This is a genomic window from Pseudoalteromonas sp. BZK2 (genome assembly GCF_014349195.1).
GTDB lineage: Bacteria > Pseudomonadota > Gammaproteobacteria > Enterobacterales > Alteromonadaceae > Pseudoalteromonas > Pseudoalteromonas simplex.
The window spans coordinates 1-16299 of the sequence record NZ_JACSOG010000011.1 but is presented as its reverse complement, the minus strand read 5'-3'; the positions used below and the strand labels follow the sequence as shown (position 1 = coordinate 16299).

The window sequence follows — 16299 nt, the reverse complement described above, 5'->3', positions numbered from 1 at the left end:
TTACTACTCGCGATGATAAGGGTGGTTGTTATTCAAGCTCCAGCCTCGGTATAGGCTTTCAGCAACAATAATGCGCACTAGCGGGTGCGGTAGTGTCAGGTTTGATAATGACCACTTTTGCTCAGACGCTGCAATACACTCAGGTGCTAAGCCTTCTGGTCCACCAATCAATAAGCTAACATCGCGACCATCAAGCTGCCACTTTTCCATACTTTTTGCCAGCTGATGGGTATCCATGGGTTTACCGGTCACCTCTAGCGTTACAATGCGGTTACCTTTAGGGATCGCAGCTAGGGTCTTTTCGCCTTCAAGTTGTAAAATACGTTTGATATCCGCATTTTTACCACGTTTACCTGCGGGGATTTCAATTAGCTCAAGGGGCATATCACGTGGGAAGCGACGTTGATATTCTGTGAATCCGGTTTCAACCCATGCTGGCATTTTGGTGCCAACAGCAATCAATTGTATTTTCAAAATGGTTACCTATGTCCTTGCTAAGGGTTAGCCCCAAAGTTTCTCTAGATCATAGAAGTCGCGAGTTTGGTCTTGCATTACATGCACAACAACATCACCTAGGTCTACAAGCACCCATTCACCTTCGTTTTGGCCTTCGTAACCGAGAGGTTCTTCACCAGCATGGCGTGCTTCTTTAGCAACATGATCAGCAATAGATTGTACATGGCGTTTAGAGTTACCTGAGCAAACTAACATGTAATCAGTAATGTCAGACTTACCACGAACATCAAGCTGTACCACATCACGGGCTTTCATATCATCGACTTTATCAAGGGCAAATGCGAGTAGTTGTTTAGAATCCAAAGTGTTTTCTCAAAAATAAATAATCTTAATTTGTTATTTTATCACGCAGGCAGTATTTATTCATCTGTTTGGTAAAGATGATGCTGCGCAATGTATTGACTTACATTGGTAGGTAAAAGTTCCGCTATACTGTCATTTAAATGCAGCTTTTTTCTGATTTCGCTTGAGGCGGCATTAACTTGTAAGCCATTTAAAAAGAATAACTTACCAGCCGGGGCTTGTTGTAGCTGACTAAGTTGCTCTGTTAAGGTATGTGCCTTATAAGTGGCAAGTTCTCCAGATACTTGGCAGTGTTGCCCCGGACGCTGGTACACCACAATATGACAAAGTTTGACAATCTCTTGCCATTTAAACCATTTATCTAGGCTATTGAATGAGTCCATGCCGATTAAAAACATAATCGGCGCTGCTGGGTTTTCTGCACGAAGCTCTTCTAAACTCAGCAAAGAATAAGACGCACCTTCTCGGTTTAGTTCGCGGTAATCGATAGCAAAATGCGGATTGTCGTCAATCGCAAGTTTTAGCATATTAATGCGATGCTCATCACTTATTCCTGGCTTGGCTTTATGAGCAGGAATAGCACAAGGCATGAAGTAAAGGGTATCGAGTTGGCACTGCTGAACACACTGCTGGGCCATATTAATATGACCTAAGTGAATTGGATCAAAGGTGCCACCAAAAATAGCAATCATGAATTGTTACTCTTAGTCAAAGACCGGGTGGCAAGGTAAAGGTATCGCCACAGGTTGGCAAAATACTAAGCATATTTGCATTAATGCTTGGTAGGGGGCTACAAGGTTGCCTTGTTTATATGCGGCATCAAACTGAGCTAATTGTTTGGTAATTTGTTCGAGTACTTGGATGTTCAAGCGATTTAAGGCCTGTTGTACAACAGCTTGTTGGTTTTTCCAAATATTATACTTTTTGTATAAATCAGCCATATTGGCACCATTCAAGCGCCCGTGTTGCATAGCCAGTAAGTTAGCTGCTTCTTTATTGATGGCCCAAAAAATACTCATGGCTTCAGTGTTATCGGCAGCCAGTTTAGTCATTACTTTAACTGCTTGTTCGGCGTGGCCATTTAATAAAGCATCACTCAAATCAAAAATATCAAATTTTGACTGATTTAGTAGCCCTTGCATCACAGCTTGTTGGTCAATTAGCTCACTACCATAAAGCAAAGATAGCTTTTCTAACTCTTGATGACAGGCAAGTAAATTTCCTTCTGTGGCATCAATTAAGCTTTGTTTCGCGTTGTTATGAAGGTTTAAGTTTAAACGGTAGCATTGCTCATCTAACCAGCGGCTCAGGTGATTACCTGTTAATGGGTAACAAGGAACAAATAAGCCTTGCTTATCGAGGGCTTTAAACCAAGCACTGCGTTGAATATCTTGGCTGGCTTTGGCGCCTTTTAAAACCAAAATAGTATCGGGGTTAGCAAGCTCAACAAGCTGCTTAAAGATTTGGCTGCCTTGCGCACCAGGTTTTTGCTCGTTTAAATCAAACTCAATTAAGGTACGAGCGCTGAACAGTGACATACTTTGATATTGAGCAACAATTTCTTGCCAATCAAAACCCGGCATTAAGGTAAATTTGATTACCTCGTCAAAGCCTTGCTGTTTAGCTACTTGACGAATTTGCATGATGCACTGAGCAATTTGATAAGGCTCTTCACCAAACACCATGTAAAAAGGCGCGAGGCCTTTTTTTAACTGGCTAGGAAGCTGGTTTGCATAGCAACGCATTACAGTTGTGATAACTCACGAACAATACGACGACTCGCTTGCTTACGAATTTCGCCTAATAGCAAATCAAGCTCTTTTGCTTTTGCAAGGGCATTGTCTGGGTCGTCTTGGTAGTTACGATACAATTCAAAGCTTTGATTAATCGCTTTTTGTCCAGGGCGCTTGAGGGTATAGCTTACGCTATAGGCAAGTTCATATTCAGCAACCTGACCATTATCAAACAATGACAGAATTTGACGCTCTAAGCGGTCTTTGTGAATCTTTAACTCAGGGTGTTTACCAACTTGGTTAAGCTCAACTTTACTCGCAATCAGTTCTTTTTCGACTAATTCGAATAAGGCTGACTTTTCATCATCACCAACAAGGGTGAGTACTTTCAAGTCGTCAGGCAAGTTAGAGGCTTTCTTTAAGTGAAAGCCACAACTTGTCAGCAGTAAACAGACTAGCGCAAGGGCTAGTCCGTTTTTCAGTGCGTGAAGCGCTGCCATCTTAGTTAGCAACCACGTTAAGTAGTTTGCCAGGTACGTAAATTACTTTACGGATAGTCGCGCCTTCAGTGAACTTAGTCACGTTTTCTTCAGCAAATGCTAATGCTTCAACTTGCTCTTTGGTTGCATCTGCAGGCACTGTTAACTTAGCACGTAGCTTACCGTTAACCTGTACAATGATTAGCTTCTCATCTTCAACAAGTGCTGACTCATCAACTGTTGGCCATGCTGCATCTAAGATGTCGCCTTCTTTGCCAAGGTCTTGCCATAACTGGTGACACATGTGCGGTGTGATAGGTGCAAGCATGATAAGTAATGCTTCAAGTGCCTCGTTAGCAATTGCCACATCTTGTTTATCAGCAAGTGGAGCTTTAAGTAACTTGTTCGAAATTTCCATGATTGCAGCGATTGCAGTGTTGAATGTTTGACGACGCTCAACGTCATCAGTCACTTTTGCAATTGCTTTATGAAGTTCACGGCGAAGTACTTTTTGGTCGTTATTTAACGCTGATTTATCAAGCGCTTGATAACCTACTGTTTCAACATCAACAGCGTATTTCCAAATACGTTTTAAGAAACGCATTGCACCTTCAACACCTGAATCAGACCATTCAAGAGTTTGCTCTGGCGGCGCAGTGAACATCATGAATAAACGCACTGTATCTGCACCGTACTGGGCGATAACTTGTTGTGGGTCGATACCGTTGTTTTTCGATTTCGACATTTTGCTCATGCCCGCAGAGAATACCGGCTCGCCATCTTCTTTGTGCCACGCTTTAACAACACGACCTTTGTCGTCTGTTTCAGTTTGAACGTCTGTTGGTGAAATCCAGATATCACCGCCTTTCTCATCTTTACGATAGAAAGTATCAGCTAGTACCATGCCTTGACATAATAAGCGCTCAAATGGCTCATCTGAGTTTACTAAACCAAAGTCACGTAATAGTTTGTGGAAGAAACGCGAGTAAAGTAAGTGCAAGATTGCATGCTCAATACCACCAATGTATTGGTTTACTGGTAACCAGTAATTGGCAGCGCCTGGCTCGATCATGCCTTCGTCAAAACGTGGGCTACAGTAACGAGCGTAGTACCAAGACGATTCCATGAAGGTATCGAAGGTATCTGTTTCGTGGAATGCAGGCGCGCCATTTACCGTTGTTTTAGCCCACTCAGGATCAGCTTTGATTGGTGAAGTCACACCATTCATTACTACGTCTTCTGGTAAGCGAACCGGAAGCATGTCTTCTGTTGCTGCAAGCTCATCACCATTTTCGTCGCTAAGCATTGGGATTGGAGAGCCCCAGTAACGCTGACGGCTAACACCCCAGTCACGTAGACGGAAATTAACTTTACGCTCACCTACACCCAGCGCTTCTAGTTTGTCTGCAACGGCATTAAACGCTGCTTCAAATTCAAGGCCATCGAACTCACCCGAGTTAACTAACACGCCTTTTTCAGTGAATGCTTGGTTGTCTAAATCAACCGTTTCTTCAGAACCTGCAGCTGGCGCGATAACTTGAGCAATCTCAAGGCCATACGCTGTTGCAAACTCGTAGTCACGTTGGTCGTGCGCAGGAACAGCCATAACAGCGCCTGAGCCGTAATCCATTAATACGAAGTTAGCGACCCAAATTGGTACTTGCTTACCTGTTAATGGGTGAATTGCATAAAAGCCTGTTGCAATGCCTTTTTTGTCCATGGTCGCCATGTCTGCTTCTGCGATTTTCGTGTTTTTACACTCATCAACAAACATAGCTACAGCGTCGCTGTTTTTAGCAGCTTCTTGTGCAATTGGGTGACCGGCAGCAACTGCTACGTACGTCACACCCATGAAGGTATCTGGGCGCGTTGTATAAACACTGAATGTATCTTCGTTATCAGCACGCTTAAATTCAATTTCTAAACCTTCTGAACGACCAATCCAGTTGCGCTGCATGGTTTTAACTTGCTCAGGCCAGTGATCAAGTTTATCTAAATCGTCTAGTAGCTCTTGTGCGTAATCAGTGATTTTGATGAACCATTGTGGAATTTCTTTTTGCTCAACAATGGCACCTGAACGCCAACCACGACCATCAATAACTTGTTCGTTAGCAAGTACAGTTTGGTCAACTGGATCCCAGTTAACTGTTGACATCTTTTTGTAAACTAAGCCTTTTTCGTAAAGCTTAGTGAAGAACCACTGTTCCCACTTGTAGTATTCTGGGTGACATGTTGCGATTTCACGATCCCAATCATAACCAAAGCCTAATTGCTTTAACTGGTCGCGCATGTAATCGATGTTTTCGTAAGTCCACTTAGCAGGGGCAGTGTTATTTTTGATTGCCGCATTTTCAGCAGGTAGACCAAACGCATCCCAACCCATAGGTTGCATTACGTTTTTGCCTTGCAAGCGTTGGAAGCGTGATACTACGTCACCAATGGTGTAGTTACGAACGTGACCCATGTGGAGTCGGCCGCTTGGGTATGGGAACATCGATAGGCAGTAATACTTTTCTTTGCTCTCATCTTCAGTGACTTTAAATACTTGGTTTTCTTCCCAGTAGGCTTGTACTTTTGACTCAATGTCTTGCGGGTTATATTGCTCTTGCATCTACGATTCCAGACTTCTTGCAAATTAATAAAAAATTGTCGATAAGGATAACCCAAAATACATGCTAATCACAGCGGCAAATAGGCGCTTTTGTTAATTTTCCAAGGAAATATATTTTCAGGGCAGGTTAACCTATACTCAACTAGAATAACGGTTGATTTTTCATCATTTTTGAAGGAGTAAACGATGGCAGATTATAAATCTTGGTTGAGCGATTTAAGTGCATGGCTCAAAGACGTAAAAGATCATGAGCTAAAAGATGCAATGGAAAAATTTGTTGAATCAGAGCAAGCACTTAAAGACTTAGGACAAGAAAAGCTTAATCAGTATAGTGACTATTTACAACGCGATATCGACCATATCAAAGAAAACGACAGTCACTATGATTCACTCGCATGGCTAGAGCTTAAAGAGTCGCTTTGGTACGAGTTATCGCACATTGAAGATAAAACCCAGCTCGAATGGCAGGCCTTAAACCAAGATTTTCAACACAATGGTGTTTATCAAGAGGGAGAATGGATAGCCATGGGCACATTAGTATGTAAAAATTGTCAGCATAGTTACGATGTTTACCATGCTACGCAAATTACTCCTTGTACTGAATGTGGCGGTATTTATTTTCGCCGTAAGGCATTACAACCTTAATCAGTGACGCAGGCTTGTGCTGGGCGTTACCTATAATGCCCAGTCAAGACTGGGAAATAAGAAGTTAGAATGACAAAAAAACTAATCCCACTACCTGTTTCTGCGTTAGCACCTGAGATTGCAGCAAGTCATGTTGCGACTTGTATGCAAAACCCATATCCAGAAGCGTTGCCATTTATTGGTCAGCAACGTGCACAAAGTGCCCTCGACTTTTCACTTGGAATGGAATTACCGGGTTACAATGTTTATGTGATGGGTGAAGCGGCTCATGGTCGTTACACCTTAGTAAAAGACAAACTCACAGCCCATTCAAAAGACCGCCCAACGCCTAATGAGTGGTTGTATGTTAACAACTATGATGACCACCGCGAGCCAATCGCGTTATTCTTGCAAGCAGGTCAATCAAAACAGTTAGCTGACGATATAGATTCATTTATCGACGAAGTACTCGATACATTCCCAGCAGCTTTTGATAACCCGGGTTATCAACGTAAGAAAAAATCAATCGACCGTGAGTTTACCGATACTTACGATGCGGCAATTACTGCTGTTGAAATTGCAGCTCTTGAGCAAAGTGTGGCACTGATTGAAGAAAATGGTGTTGTGGGATTTGCGCCTTTAGTGAATGGTAAACAACTGAGCGACAGTGAATTTTCAGCCCTTGATGAGCCACTGCGTATCGAATTTTATGAGGTTATCGAAAAGCTTGAAGATGCGTTAATCGAAGCATTAATTGAGCTTCCTCGTTGGAAGCGAGAGTCATCTGAAAAACTGCGTAACCTTAAAAAATCAACTGCTGAGCTTGCCACTAAGCCACTCATTAAAGCCCTTGAACATAAATACGCGACGCACATAGGTGTATTGCGTTATTTAAAAGATATTCGTGAAGAAATCATTGATGCGGTACTTGAATGGCTCGACGATGATGAAAACGACGAAAATAAAGAAGACTTTGACCGTAAAGGGATGCTCACAGACTTCTTTGCGCCAAATATTCTAGTCGAATACAAAGAGGGCGATGCAGCCCCTGTGGTGTATGAGCCAAACCCGACCTTTGGCAATATTTTCGGCAAAATTGAATATGCGACCTCACAAGGCTCGCTTATCACCAGTTACCGTTCAATTCAGCCAGGTGCACTGCACCGTGCTAATGGTGGCTATTTGATTATGGATGCTGAAAAAGTCATGGCGAACCCACAAGTGTGGGATGGCCTTAAGCTTTCTCTAAAAACGCATCAAATCAAAAACGACTTACCCTATCAAGACAGCTCTGTGGGAAGTAGCTTTACGTTACGTCCGCAGCTTATTCCTCTTGATGTAAAAATAGTGCTGCTAGGCTCTCGCGACCTTTATTACACCATTGGTGAATATGACGAAGAGTTTGCAGAGTTATTCCGTGTCCTTGCTGACTTTGATTATTACTTACCAAGTAGCGATAAACTGCAATATCAGTTCATTACCAAGGTGACTGAATATTGTCAGCAAACACTTAATTGCACCGTAAATGAAGCTGCAATGGCAAGATTACTAAAGTTTAGTTATCGCCAAGCTGAGCACCATAACAAACTCTCAGCTCGTTTTGCTGATGTATTAGAGTTAGTGGCAGAAGCCAGTTTTTATGCCAAACAAGATGGCCAAACCGTGATTGATGCTCATCACATAGATGAAGCCATTGTTGGTAAGCAATACCGCACAGGGCAAATTTCAGAAACCATGCTGAGTGATATCAAAGAGGGGCAAATTTTAATTGCAACCGAAGGTCACGCAGTGGGCAAAGTAAATGGCTTAACTGTGCTGCATATTGGCGATACCTCATTTGGTACACCTGCACGCATAACAGCCACTGTATACGCAGGTGCAGATGGCGTAATTGACGTTGAACGTGAAGCCGAGCTGGGTAAAGCCATTCACTCAAAAGGGGTGATGCTATTAACCGGTTACTTAGGTAATAAGTATGCTCAGCAATTTAGCCTAACGCTCAGTGCCAATATCGCAATAGAGCAAAGCTATGGCTACATCGACGGTGATAGCGCCTCATTAGCAGAGCTGTGCGCGCTTATATCAGCCATTACGAACTTACCTATTAGCCAATCTATTGCACTGACAGGGTCAATTAACCAGCATGGTGATGTGCAATCAATTGGTGGCGTAAACGAGAAAATAGAAGGCTTCTTCAAGCTTTGTAAAATGCGTGGCTTAACCGGTGAGCAAGGGGTGATTATTCCTAAATCAAACCAAGTTAATTTAGTGCTTGATGACGAAGTACTCGATGCGGTTGAAAAAGGGCGCTTTAATATTTATGCCGTTGAAACGGTTGATCAAGCTCTCAGCTTATTAATGGATAAAGACGCAGGTGAAATGACCGCAGAAGGTTACCCTGAAGGCTCTATTAACGCGCTAGCCTTAGCAAGGCTTGCCAATATTGCAGATATCGTAAATGGCGACAATGATGATGAGAAGGACGCAGAATGATTAATTTAATACTTTTACTGATCATTGGTATTTTTTGCTTTTTAATTTTTAAAAATAGTAAAAAAGCGAAGCTTCAGGCCCTTGAAAATGAAAAACTCGCTGCGGACTTTTTAGCGAATAATAGTAAAGCTGACGATGTTCATGAAACCGCATCTGGGCTGCAATACAAAATTGAGCAAAGTTCTGGTAATGACACAAAGCCAAGTGCAACCAGTAAAGTAAAGGTTCACTATCACGGTACGCTTATGGATGGCAGTGTTTTTGACAGTTCAGTGGTAAGAAACTCACCAATTAGCTTTGGTTTAAACCAAGTCATTGCAGGCTGGACCGAAGGCTTACAACTCATGAGCGAAGGAGATAAATTTACCTTTTATATCCCGCCTCAGCTTGCTTACGGCCGTAAACGCGTCGGCAGTATTCCAGCAGGCTCGCTACTTATATTTGATGTAGAGTTGATAAAGATAGAATCTTAAATGTAAAAAGGCTTCATTATGAAGCCTTTTTTAATTGTTATTTCTTAATCCTTACAAATACACCCACAGCGCTCAGTAATATCACTACCGCCCATACTGGCCAATTGCCATATTGACTATAAATGCTATCGCCTTTAATTAACGTGATATTGGCTTCGAGTACATCCGCTTTAAATTGTGGCATAGCTAATTGTGATTTAGCGATAGGGTCGTAAACGGCGCTAATACCATTATTCGTCACGCGGATTAGCGGGCGCTGTAACTCTAAGGCGCGCATACGTGCTATTTGCATGTGCTGATGCGGGCCATGTGAGTCACCGAACCATGCATCGTTACTCACCGTGAATAAAATGTCGGAGTCACTGCGATAATTACCACGAACCAACTCAGAAAAGGCAATTTCATAGCAAATAGCCGGTAAAATATTTAAACCATTTGCGCGTAAATTGTTTTGCACTTCATCACCGCGAGTGAAGGATGACATAGGCAAATCAAACAGTGGCGCAATTGGGCGCAAGAAGTCCTGAAACGGCACAAATTCACCAATAGGTAATAACTGATGCTTTTGGTAGCGGTTTTTACCTAAATACTGATAATGACCTTCACTGTCATTGTGTTCTTTTTTACCCAACACAATTAGCGTATTAAAAATGTTACGTGTGTCGTATTGGTAATCAACGATACCGGTAATAAGCGCGGTGTCATTAAACGTTGCGGCACTATCAAGGCCTGTTAAATACTCGGTTGATAATGCTTCAAGCTCGGGCACCGCAGCTTCTGGCCAAACAATTAAATCAGCATTCCAATGCAGGCGAGTCATATCTTGGTATTTGCTCATAGTCGTCCAAAACTCAGACGGCTCAAAACGAAGATGCTGTTTAATATTACCCTGCACCAGTACAGTTTTAATGGTTTTATCTTGGTAGTGTAGCTGGTTGCTGCTTGCAATCGTATATAAGCCAGCTAATAGGGCTACAGAGGCGATAAGTGGTTTGCCATCTTTGCTTGCTAGGAGATATAAAGCAAACGCAATTAACATACATACAAGCGTAATCCCAAACTCACCAATCACTGGGGCTAAAAAATTAAGTGGGCTGTCTGTTTGCGTGTAACCAAAACTCAGCCACGGAAAGCCTGTTAACAATGTGCCACGTAAGTATTCTGTGGTTGCGATAGCGGCGAGTAACCAACATATAAAGCTATATGGGCCTGTAGCAAGGCGAGTTGCCAGCCATGTAGCTAATGCGGGATAAAGGGCTAAATAAGCACAAAGCAGCACCATTAACGAAAGTGATGCGATTAATGGCATACCACCAAAGGTCGCTATTGATACATGTACCCAGCTTATACCTGCACCAAACCAACCTAAACCAAATAAAAAGCCATATTTAGCACTTTGTTTAGCGGCTAATTTACCGTTTGCGAGAGGGTTAATGCAGTAGAGTAGAGCACCAAGGGAAAAAAAAGTTATAAACCATAGGTTATAGGGTGCGTAACTTAAGGTTAAAAAGAGGCCCGCAACAAGTGCGAGCCAGGCTTTTTTATCTTTTGCAAGGTGACTTAGGTTAGTTAGCAGTTTCTTCACTGTCGTTATCATCAGCCTTTGGAATGGTGACTTGCAATTGTAAGATACGGCGGTTATCTGCGTTAGTGACTTTAAATTGTAAGCCTTCTACCTCGATTGTTTCACCACGACTTGGCATGTGACCAAATGCATGTAAAACAATACCACCTATGGTGTCAGCATCTGAGGTGCTGTAACCAGTTTTAAAATACTCGTTAAAGTCATCAACTTCAGTCAGTGCTTGCACAGCGTAAACGTGCTTTGCAACTTGGCGAATATCTTGTAGGTCTTCACTTTCATCGTGCTCGTCTTCGATTTCACCAACGATGATTTCAAGGATATCTTCGATAGTGACAAGACCAGACACACCACCATACTCATCAATAACAATCGCCATGTGGTAACGTTGTTGACGGAACTCATTAAGCAGCGTGTCTACACGTTTACTTTCAGGCACTACAACTGCAGGACGCAAATATTCACGTAAAGAAGGCAGTTGCTCATCTTTGTTGATGATCAGTGGTAATAAATCTTTTGCTAATAAAATACCTTCAACATGGTCTTTGTCTTCACATACCACGGGAAAACGTGAATGTGTTGAATCAACCATCATAGGTAATAGCTCTTCTAATGGTGTATCAACCTCTAAGGTTACCATTTGCGAGCGTGGGATCATGATGTCCCGCACTTTCAGCTCTGATACACCTAGCACCCCTTCAATCATATCTTTGGTTTCAGGGTCGATAAGGTCGCGTTCTTGCGCATCGGCAATTACTTCTACCAGCTCTTCTCTATTCTGGGGTTCCCCTTGCAACATTTGGGCTATGCGGCCCAGCCACGTTTTGCCAGAAGAACCCTGGCTAGTTTGCGAGTTGTCGTCGCTCATTGCGTCTAATTGCTCCGTTAATTTAAATATCGTCTCGATATGGGTCAGCGATGTTCAGATCGGCAAGTAATTGCTTTTCTATGCTTTCCATTTCAAGTGCATCTTCGTCCTTTATATGGTCAAATCCAAGTAAATGCAAGCATCCATGGATAACCATATGGGCAAAATGGTCGTGAAAGGTTTTTTCTTGCTCAATTGATTCGGCTAAAACAATAGCCGGACAAATGATTAAATCACCTACTAAAGGTAACTCAATGCCCGGTGGTGCTTCAAATGGAAAAGATAAGACATTAGTCGGTTTATCTTTGCCACGGTAATCATTGTTGAGCTGCTGGCTTTGTGCTTCATCGCTGATCACTATAGTCAGCTCTGCATCTTCACGGTAGTTGCTAAGGGCTTTGTCAGCCCATAGCTGGAATTGTTCAAAGCTTGGTAAGTCGTCAAACTCACAGGCTATTTGTAAATCTAATTCGGTCACGAGTTTGCTTCTTGTTGGTTTGCTTGCGCTTCTTTCGCACGTTGCTTCTCTGCACGTTTTAAACGTTCTGCTTCATCGTTTCGCTCATAAGCTTCAACGATACGAGCAACAACCGGATGGCGAACCACATCGTGTGATTGGAAGAAGTTAAAGCTAATTTCATCGACACCGTTTAATACTTCGATGGCATGACGTAGGCCTGAGCGGGCACCACGCGGCAAATCGACTTGTGTAATATCACCGGTGATCACCGCTTTTGAATTAAAACCAATACGGGTTAAGAACATTTTCATTTGTTCTGCTGTGGTGTTTTGGCTTTCATCGAGAATAATAAACGCGTCATTTAGCGTACGACCACGCATGTAAGCAAGTGGCGCAACTTCAATCACGTTTTTCTCAATTAGCTTTTCTACACGCTCAAAACCCAGCATTTCAAATAATGCATCGTATAGAGGGCGTAAATACGGGTCGATTTTTTGGCTTAAGTCACCTGGTAAAAAGCCTAGTTTTTCACCAGCTTCAACCGCAGGACGAGTTAATAAAATACGGCGAATTTCTTGACGCTCTAAGGCATCAACGGCTGCAGCAACCGCTAAATAAGTTTTACCTGTACCGGCTGGGCCAATACCAAAGGTAATATCGTGGTGCAAAATATTTGCAACATACACGCCTTGATTATCATTGCGCGGTTTAATAACGCCACGGCGAGTTTTAATCACCATGTCTTTGCCATATACACCTGGGTTTTCATCTTGCTCTAGCGCATTTGATTCGCTAATTGCCAAATGTACGGCTTCAGGTTCAATCTCGCCAATCAGGCCGCGAATAGGTTGAGTTTCAATATAGAGGTTTTTTAGTATCTCAACAGCCGCTGCTGCAAGGTGCAGTTTACCAGTTACTCTGAAGAAATTATCACGGTGTGCAATCTCAACACCAAGGCGGCGTTCAATTTGCTTAATGTTTTCGTCAAACGGACCACATAAAGATGAAAGGCGTTTGTTGTCGGCGGGTTCTAAATAAATCTCTAATGTTTTTAATTGATTACTCAAAATTGCTTCCTATTGATGGGTGCAGGCTGTGCCTGCACCAAGTGTCACCCTAAGGTACGAAAGTAGCAACGCCAATTTCGTTAGGGGCCGCAGCGGCCTCAGCTTCAGCAGCTTTACTTAAAATAGCTGAAGGTGCCACATCACGACGTAAGTTCATTTCTGATTCTGTACGAATTAGTTCACCACGTAAAGAGTTTGGCAATGCTTCTGTAATACGTACATCAACGAATTGACCGATCACTGAGTGAGGGCCTTCAAAGTTAACCACTCGGTTGTTCTCAGTACGGCCACGTAATTCCATTGGGTTCTTCTTAGAAGGACCTTCAACTAGGATACGCTGTTCGGTATCAAACATTTGGCGACTGATTTGCTGCGCCATTTGCGTGATACGGTTTTGCAGAATGTATAAACGTTCTTTTTTCTCTTGCTCTGTTACGTCATCTGGTAAATCAGCAGCAGGCGTACCAGGGCGCGCACTGTAGATGAAGCTAAAGCTCATATCAAAACCAATGTCATTGATAAGGTTCATAGTTGCTTCAAAGTCCGCTTTGCTTTCGCCTGGGAAACCAATGATGAAGTCTGAAGACATGCTTAGGTTAGGGCGAATTTTACGTAACTTACGAATCGTAGATTTGTACTCGAGTGCAGTGTGACCACGTTTCATAAGGTTAAGAACACGGTCTGAACCACTTTGCACTGGTAAGTGTAGGTGGTCAACAAGCTCAGGTACGTCTGCGTACGCATCAATGATATCTGGCGTAAATTCTACTGGGTGCGATGTGGTATAACGAATGCGGTCAATACCGTCAATCGCAGCGACATAACGTAGTAAGTCAGAGAAGTAACAAATTTCACCGTCGTGAGTTTCACCACGATACGCATTTACGTTTTGACCAAGTAGGTTTACTTCGCGAACACCTTGCTCTGCAAGTTGGGCAACTTCAAGTAATACGTCATCAAGTGGACGGCTTACTTCTTCACCACGCGTATAAGGAACTACGCAGAATGTACAGTATTTAGAACAACCTTCCATAATTGATACAAACGCAGTAGGGCCTTCCGCTTTTGGCTCAGGTAAACGGTCGAACTTTTCAATCTCAGGGAATGAAACGTCAACTACCGAGCTGCTGTCGCCACTTTGCACTTGCTTAATCATTTCTGGTAAGCGGTGTAATGTTTGCGGGCCAAAGATTACATCAACAAACGGTGCACGTTGACGAATTGAGTCACCTTCTTGCGATGCAACACAGCCACCAACACCAATGATTAACTCTGGTTTGTCGTCTTTTAATAGTTTCCAACGGCCTAGCTGATGGAATACTTTCTCTTGTGCCTTTTCACGGATTGAACAGGTATTGAGTAAGATCACGTCAGCGTCTTCAGCTTCTTCAGTTAACTGATAGCCGTTAGTCGCATCTAGTAGATCAGCCATTTTCTGAGAGTCGTACTCGTTCATCTGACAACCCCAGGTTTTAATATGCAGCTTTTTACTCATTGAAATATAGCCTCGTTTTCAATTCGGTAGTGACACAAAAATGTGTTAGAAACAGGATTAAGTGGCAAGTATGCCGACTTAAAGGACGCGTATTTTAGCTGGATACCCGCACAGATCCAAGTATAGTTTTTATCTTTGTGGTGTGAAATCAAACAAGTCACTGTTTTGAAATTCATAAGCGGTAAATGCACTGACACGCAATATTGAATTACGTTACAATTTATCCCGTATTTAAATAGCCAAATGAGCGAATATTAAATGAATAAAAATAAGGTAATTGTTGTCGGTGGCGGCATGGTAGGTGCTGCTACTGCTGTAAAACTGGCCAAGCAGGGTAGGGATGTCACCGTTATTGAAAAGCACCTTATCGATGCTGATCACATTTTAAGCTCAGATAAAGTAGATATTCGCATTTCGGCTATTAATCGTTTTTCAGAGAATTTACTTGATGAGCTTGGTGCAATGCCGTTACTAAGACAAAATCGTATCGCACCTTATCAACAATTAGAGGCCTACCAGCAACAAGGCGAGAATTTATTGTTTGATAGCCATGAGATAGGCGAAACGCATTTAGGTCATTTAATCGAAAATAATTTAATTCAAGCAAGTCTTTGGCAGCAATTCGCCAAGTACAACATCGAAGTGATAGAGCAACTATCAGCCATTACGGATATTACTCAAACGGCTGATTCAATCACCTTACATTATGTCGATACTCAATATACCGCTGATTTAGTTGTTGCTGCAGATGGTGGACAGTCACAATTGCGAACTAAAGCTGGTTTAGGTGTAACGGGTTGGCAATATGGTCAGCATTGCATGGGCGTGTTAATCAAATTAGATGCCCCGCAGCAAGTAAAAACGTGGCAACAATTTACGCCAACCGGCCCTGTAGCGTTTTTACCGATGCAAGCGCCTTATGCTAATTTAATTTGTTATCACGACGCAGCAGTTTTAAAGCAATGGCAAAAGTTGTCGAATGAGCAACTTAAAGCAAAACTCATTGAACATTTTCCTGAACTACCGGGCGACTTTGAATTACTTGAGCATGCTGTTTTTCCACTTGCACGCCAACACGCCAATGATTACTCGCACGGACGTTTAGTTTTAGTGGGTGATTCGGCGCACACAATTAACCCGCTTGCTGGGCAAGGTGTGAACCTAGGCTTTCAAGATGTTGTAGCACTGGCAGATATTTTGGCAGATCAACCTGATGTTGGTCAGCAAGCGTTATTAAAGCGCTACGAGAAAAAACGCCGCCACGCTAATTTACTAATGATGAGTATGATGGATGCGTGTTATTTTGGTTTTTCAAACGAGATTAAACCACTGAGCTGGGTGCGCAGTAAGTTTTTAAAGCTTGCCAATAACACAGGCCCTGCAAAGAACTGGGTTTTAAAATATGCGATTAGCGGGACATTAAGTTAATAGTAAAAAATTAATCGTACAAAAGGCAAAGAAGCGGGGTAATGAAAATTAGCCAGTTTTTTTGTGCTAATACCAATCCGCAATAATACTTAATCATTTTGAGGGATTAAACCTGTCGCTACCTGCGTTAAAAATTTCTGATTTAGAACAACTAAATAACGAAATTT

Annotated in this window: 15 protein-coding genes; 4 read left to right on the top strand and 11 right to left on the bottom strand. The window is 42.5% G+C overall.

All coding sequences use genetic code 11. From position 1 onward, the window contains the following. Positions 1-3: 3 nt before the first annotated feature. The 6 genes from rlmH to leuS are packed head-to-tail and all read right to left on the bottom strand — an operon-like array spanning position 4 to position 5642. Positions 4-474, bottom strand: a complete 471-nt coding sequence (gene rlmH / locus BIZ38_RS08210; protein ID WP_036967350.1) for a 23S rRNA (pseudouridine(1915)-N(3))-methyltransferase RlmH — start codon at positions 472-474, stop codon at positions 4-6. 27 nt (positions 475-501) lie between these two features. Next, positions 502-819 carry a ribosome silencing factor gene (gene rsfS / locus BIZ38_RS08205; RefSeq protein ID WP_054551669.1) on the bottom strand — a complete coding sequence of 106 codons (318 nt, stop codon included), beginning with the start codon at positions 817-819 and terminating at the stop codon, positions 502-504. Between the two features lie 56 nt (positions 820-875). Further along, entirely contained in the window at positions 876-1511 is a 636-nt protein-coding gene (gene nadD, locus BIZ38_RS08200; protein ID WP_187490082.1) for a nicotinate-nucleotide adenylyltransferase, read from the bottom strand. Between the two features lie 12 nt (positions 1512-1523). Beyond that, complete coding sequence (gene holA / locus BIZ38_RS08195) at positions 1524-2564, bottom strand: DNA polymerase III subunit delta (RefSeq protein ID WP_138602634.1); 1041 nt, start codon at positions 2562-2564, stop codon at positions 1524-1526. Next, positions 2564-3052 (bottom strand): LPS assembly lipoprotein LptE, encoded by a 489-nt coding sequence (gene lptE / locus BIZ38_RS08190; protein ID WP_187490081.1) that lies wholly within the window; start codon positions 3050-3052, stop codon positions 2564-2566. Before lptE ends, holA begins: the two co-directional genes overlap by 1 nt. A gap of 1 nt (position 3053) precedes the next feature. Further along, positions 3054-5642 carry a leucine--tRNA ligase gene (leuS, locus tag BIZ38_RS08185; RefSeq protein WP_187490080.1) on the bottom strand — a complete coding sequence of 863 codons (2589 nt, stop codon included), beginning with the start codon at positions 5640-5642 and terminating at the stop codon, positions 3054-3056. A gap of 186 nt (positions 5643-5828) precedes the next feature. Between leuS and BIZ38_RS08180 the strand changes: the two genes are divergently transcribed. From BIZ38_RS08180 to BIZ38_RS08170, 3 genes are all read left to right on the top strand, one after another. After that, entirely contained in the window at positions 5829-6287 is a 459-nt protein-coding gene (locus tag BIZ38_RS08180) for a zinc ribbon-containing protein (protein WP_187490079.1), read from the top strand. Positions 6288-6356: 69 nt separating this feature from the next. Then, complete coding sequence (locus BIZ38_RS08175; protein ID WP_187490078.1) at positions 6357-8759, top strand: Lon protease family protein; 2403 nt, start codon at positions 6357-6359, stop codon at positions 8757-8759. Next, on the top strand, positions 8756-9232 hold the full coding sequence (locus BIZ38_RS08170) for an FKBP-type peptidyl-prolyl cis-trans isomerase (protein WP_138619637.1): 477 nt from the start codon (positions 8756-8758) through the stop codon (positions 9230-9232). Before BIZ38_RS08175 ends, BIZ38_RS08170 begins: the two co-directional genes overlap by 4 nt. Positions 9233-9269: 37 nt before the next feature. On the opposite strand, the gene lnt is transcribed toward BIZ38_RS08170, so the two are convergent. The 5 genes from lnt to miaB are packed head-to-tail and all read right to left on the bottom strand — an operon-like array spanning position 9270 to position 14704. After that, positions 9270-10817 (bottom strand): apolipoprotein N-acyltransferase, encoded by a 1548-nt coding sequence (gene lnt / locus BIZ38_RS08165; RefSeq protein ID WP_187490077.1) that lies wholly within the window; start codon positions 10815-10817, stop codon positions 9270-9272. Next, positions 10798-11682 (bottom strand): CNNM family magnesium/cobalt transport protein CorC, encoded by an 885-nt coding sequence (gene corC / locus BIZ38_RS08160; RefSeq protein ID WP_054551660.1) that lies wholly within the window; start codon positions 11680-11682, stop codon positions 10798-10800. The genes lnt and corC overlap by 20 nt, the downstream gene beginning before the upstream one ends. A 22-nt stretch (positions 11683-11704) precedes the next feature. Further along, positions 11705-12160 (bottom strand): rRNA maturation RNase YbeY, encoded by a 456-nt coding sequence (gene ybeY / locus BIZ38_RS08155; RefSeq protein ID WP_054551659.1) that lies wholly within the window; start codon positions 12158-12160, stop codon positions 11705-11707. Then, entirely contained in the window at positions 12157-13209 is a 1053-nt protein-coding gene (locus BIZ38_RS08150) for a PhoH family protein (RefSeq protein ID WP_054551658.1), read from the bottom strand. The genes ybeY and BIZ38_RS08150 overlap by 4 nt, the downstream gene beginning before the upstream one ends. Before the next feature lie 49 nt (positions 13210-13258). Then, a complete protein-coding gene (gene miaB / locus BIZ38_RS08145; RefSeq protein ID WP_138602619.1) occupies positions 13259-14704 on the bottom strand; it encodes a tRNA (N6-isopentenyl adenosine(37)-C2)-methylthiotransferase MiaB in 1446 nt (481 codons plus the stop codon). A 258-nt stretch (positions 14705-14962) separates the two neighbouring features. Between miaB and BIZ38_RS08140 the strand changes: the two genes are divergently transcribed. Next, positions 14963-16132, top strand: a complete 1170-nt coding sequence (locus BIZ38_RS08140) for an FAD-dependent oxidoreductase (protein WP_187490076.1) — start codon at positions 14963-14965, stop codon at positions 16130-16132. The last annotated feature ends 167 nt before the right edge of the window (positions 16133-16299 follow it).

What these genes read in the sequence shown, in the direction of transcription:
- corC (WP_054551660.1), bottom strand. Translation starts at nt 11,682, where the DNA reads ATGAGCGACGACAACTCGCAAACTAGCCAGGGTTCTTCTGGCAAAACG.
- BIZ38_RS08140 (WP_187490076.1), top strand. Translation starts at nt 14,963, where the DNA reads ATGAATAAAAATAAGGTAATTGTTGTCGGTGGCGGCATGGTAGGTGCT.
- BIZ38_RS08175 (WP_187490078.1), top strand. Translation starts at nt 6,357, where the DNA reads ATGACAAAAAAACTAATCCCACTACCTGTTTCTGCGTTAGCACCTGAG.
- lptE (WP_187490081.1), bottom strand. Translation starts at nt 3,052, where the DNA reads ATGGCAGCGCTTCACGCACTGAAAAACGGACTAGCCCTTGCGCTAGTC.
- BIZ38_RS08170 (WP_138619637.1), top strand. Translation starts at nt 8,756, where the DNA reads ATGATTAATTTAATACTTTTACTGATCATTGGTATTTTTTGCTTTTTA.
- BIZ38_RS08180 (WP_187490079.1), top strand. Translation starts at nt 5,829, where the DNA reads ATGGCAGATTATAAATCTTGGTTGAGCGATTTAAGTGCATGGCTCAAA.
- nadD (WP_187490082.1), bottom strand. Translation starts at nt 1,511, where the DNA reads ATGATTGCTATTTTTGGTGGCACCTTTGATCCAATTCACTTAGGTCAT.
- leuS (WP_187490080.1), bottom strand. Translation starts at nt 5,642, where the DNA reads ATGCAAGAGCAATATAACCCGCAAGACATTGAGTCAAAAGTACAAGCC.
- miaB (WP_138602619.1), bottom strand. Translation starts at nt 14,704, where the DNA reads ATGAGTAAAAAGCTGCATATTAAAACCTGGGGTTGTCAGATGAACGAG.
- holA (WP_138602634.1), bottom strand. Translation starts at nt 2,564, where the DNA reads ATGCGTTGCTATGCAAACCAGCTTCCTAGCCAGTTAAAAAAAGGCCTC.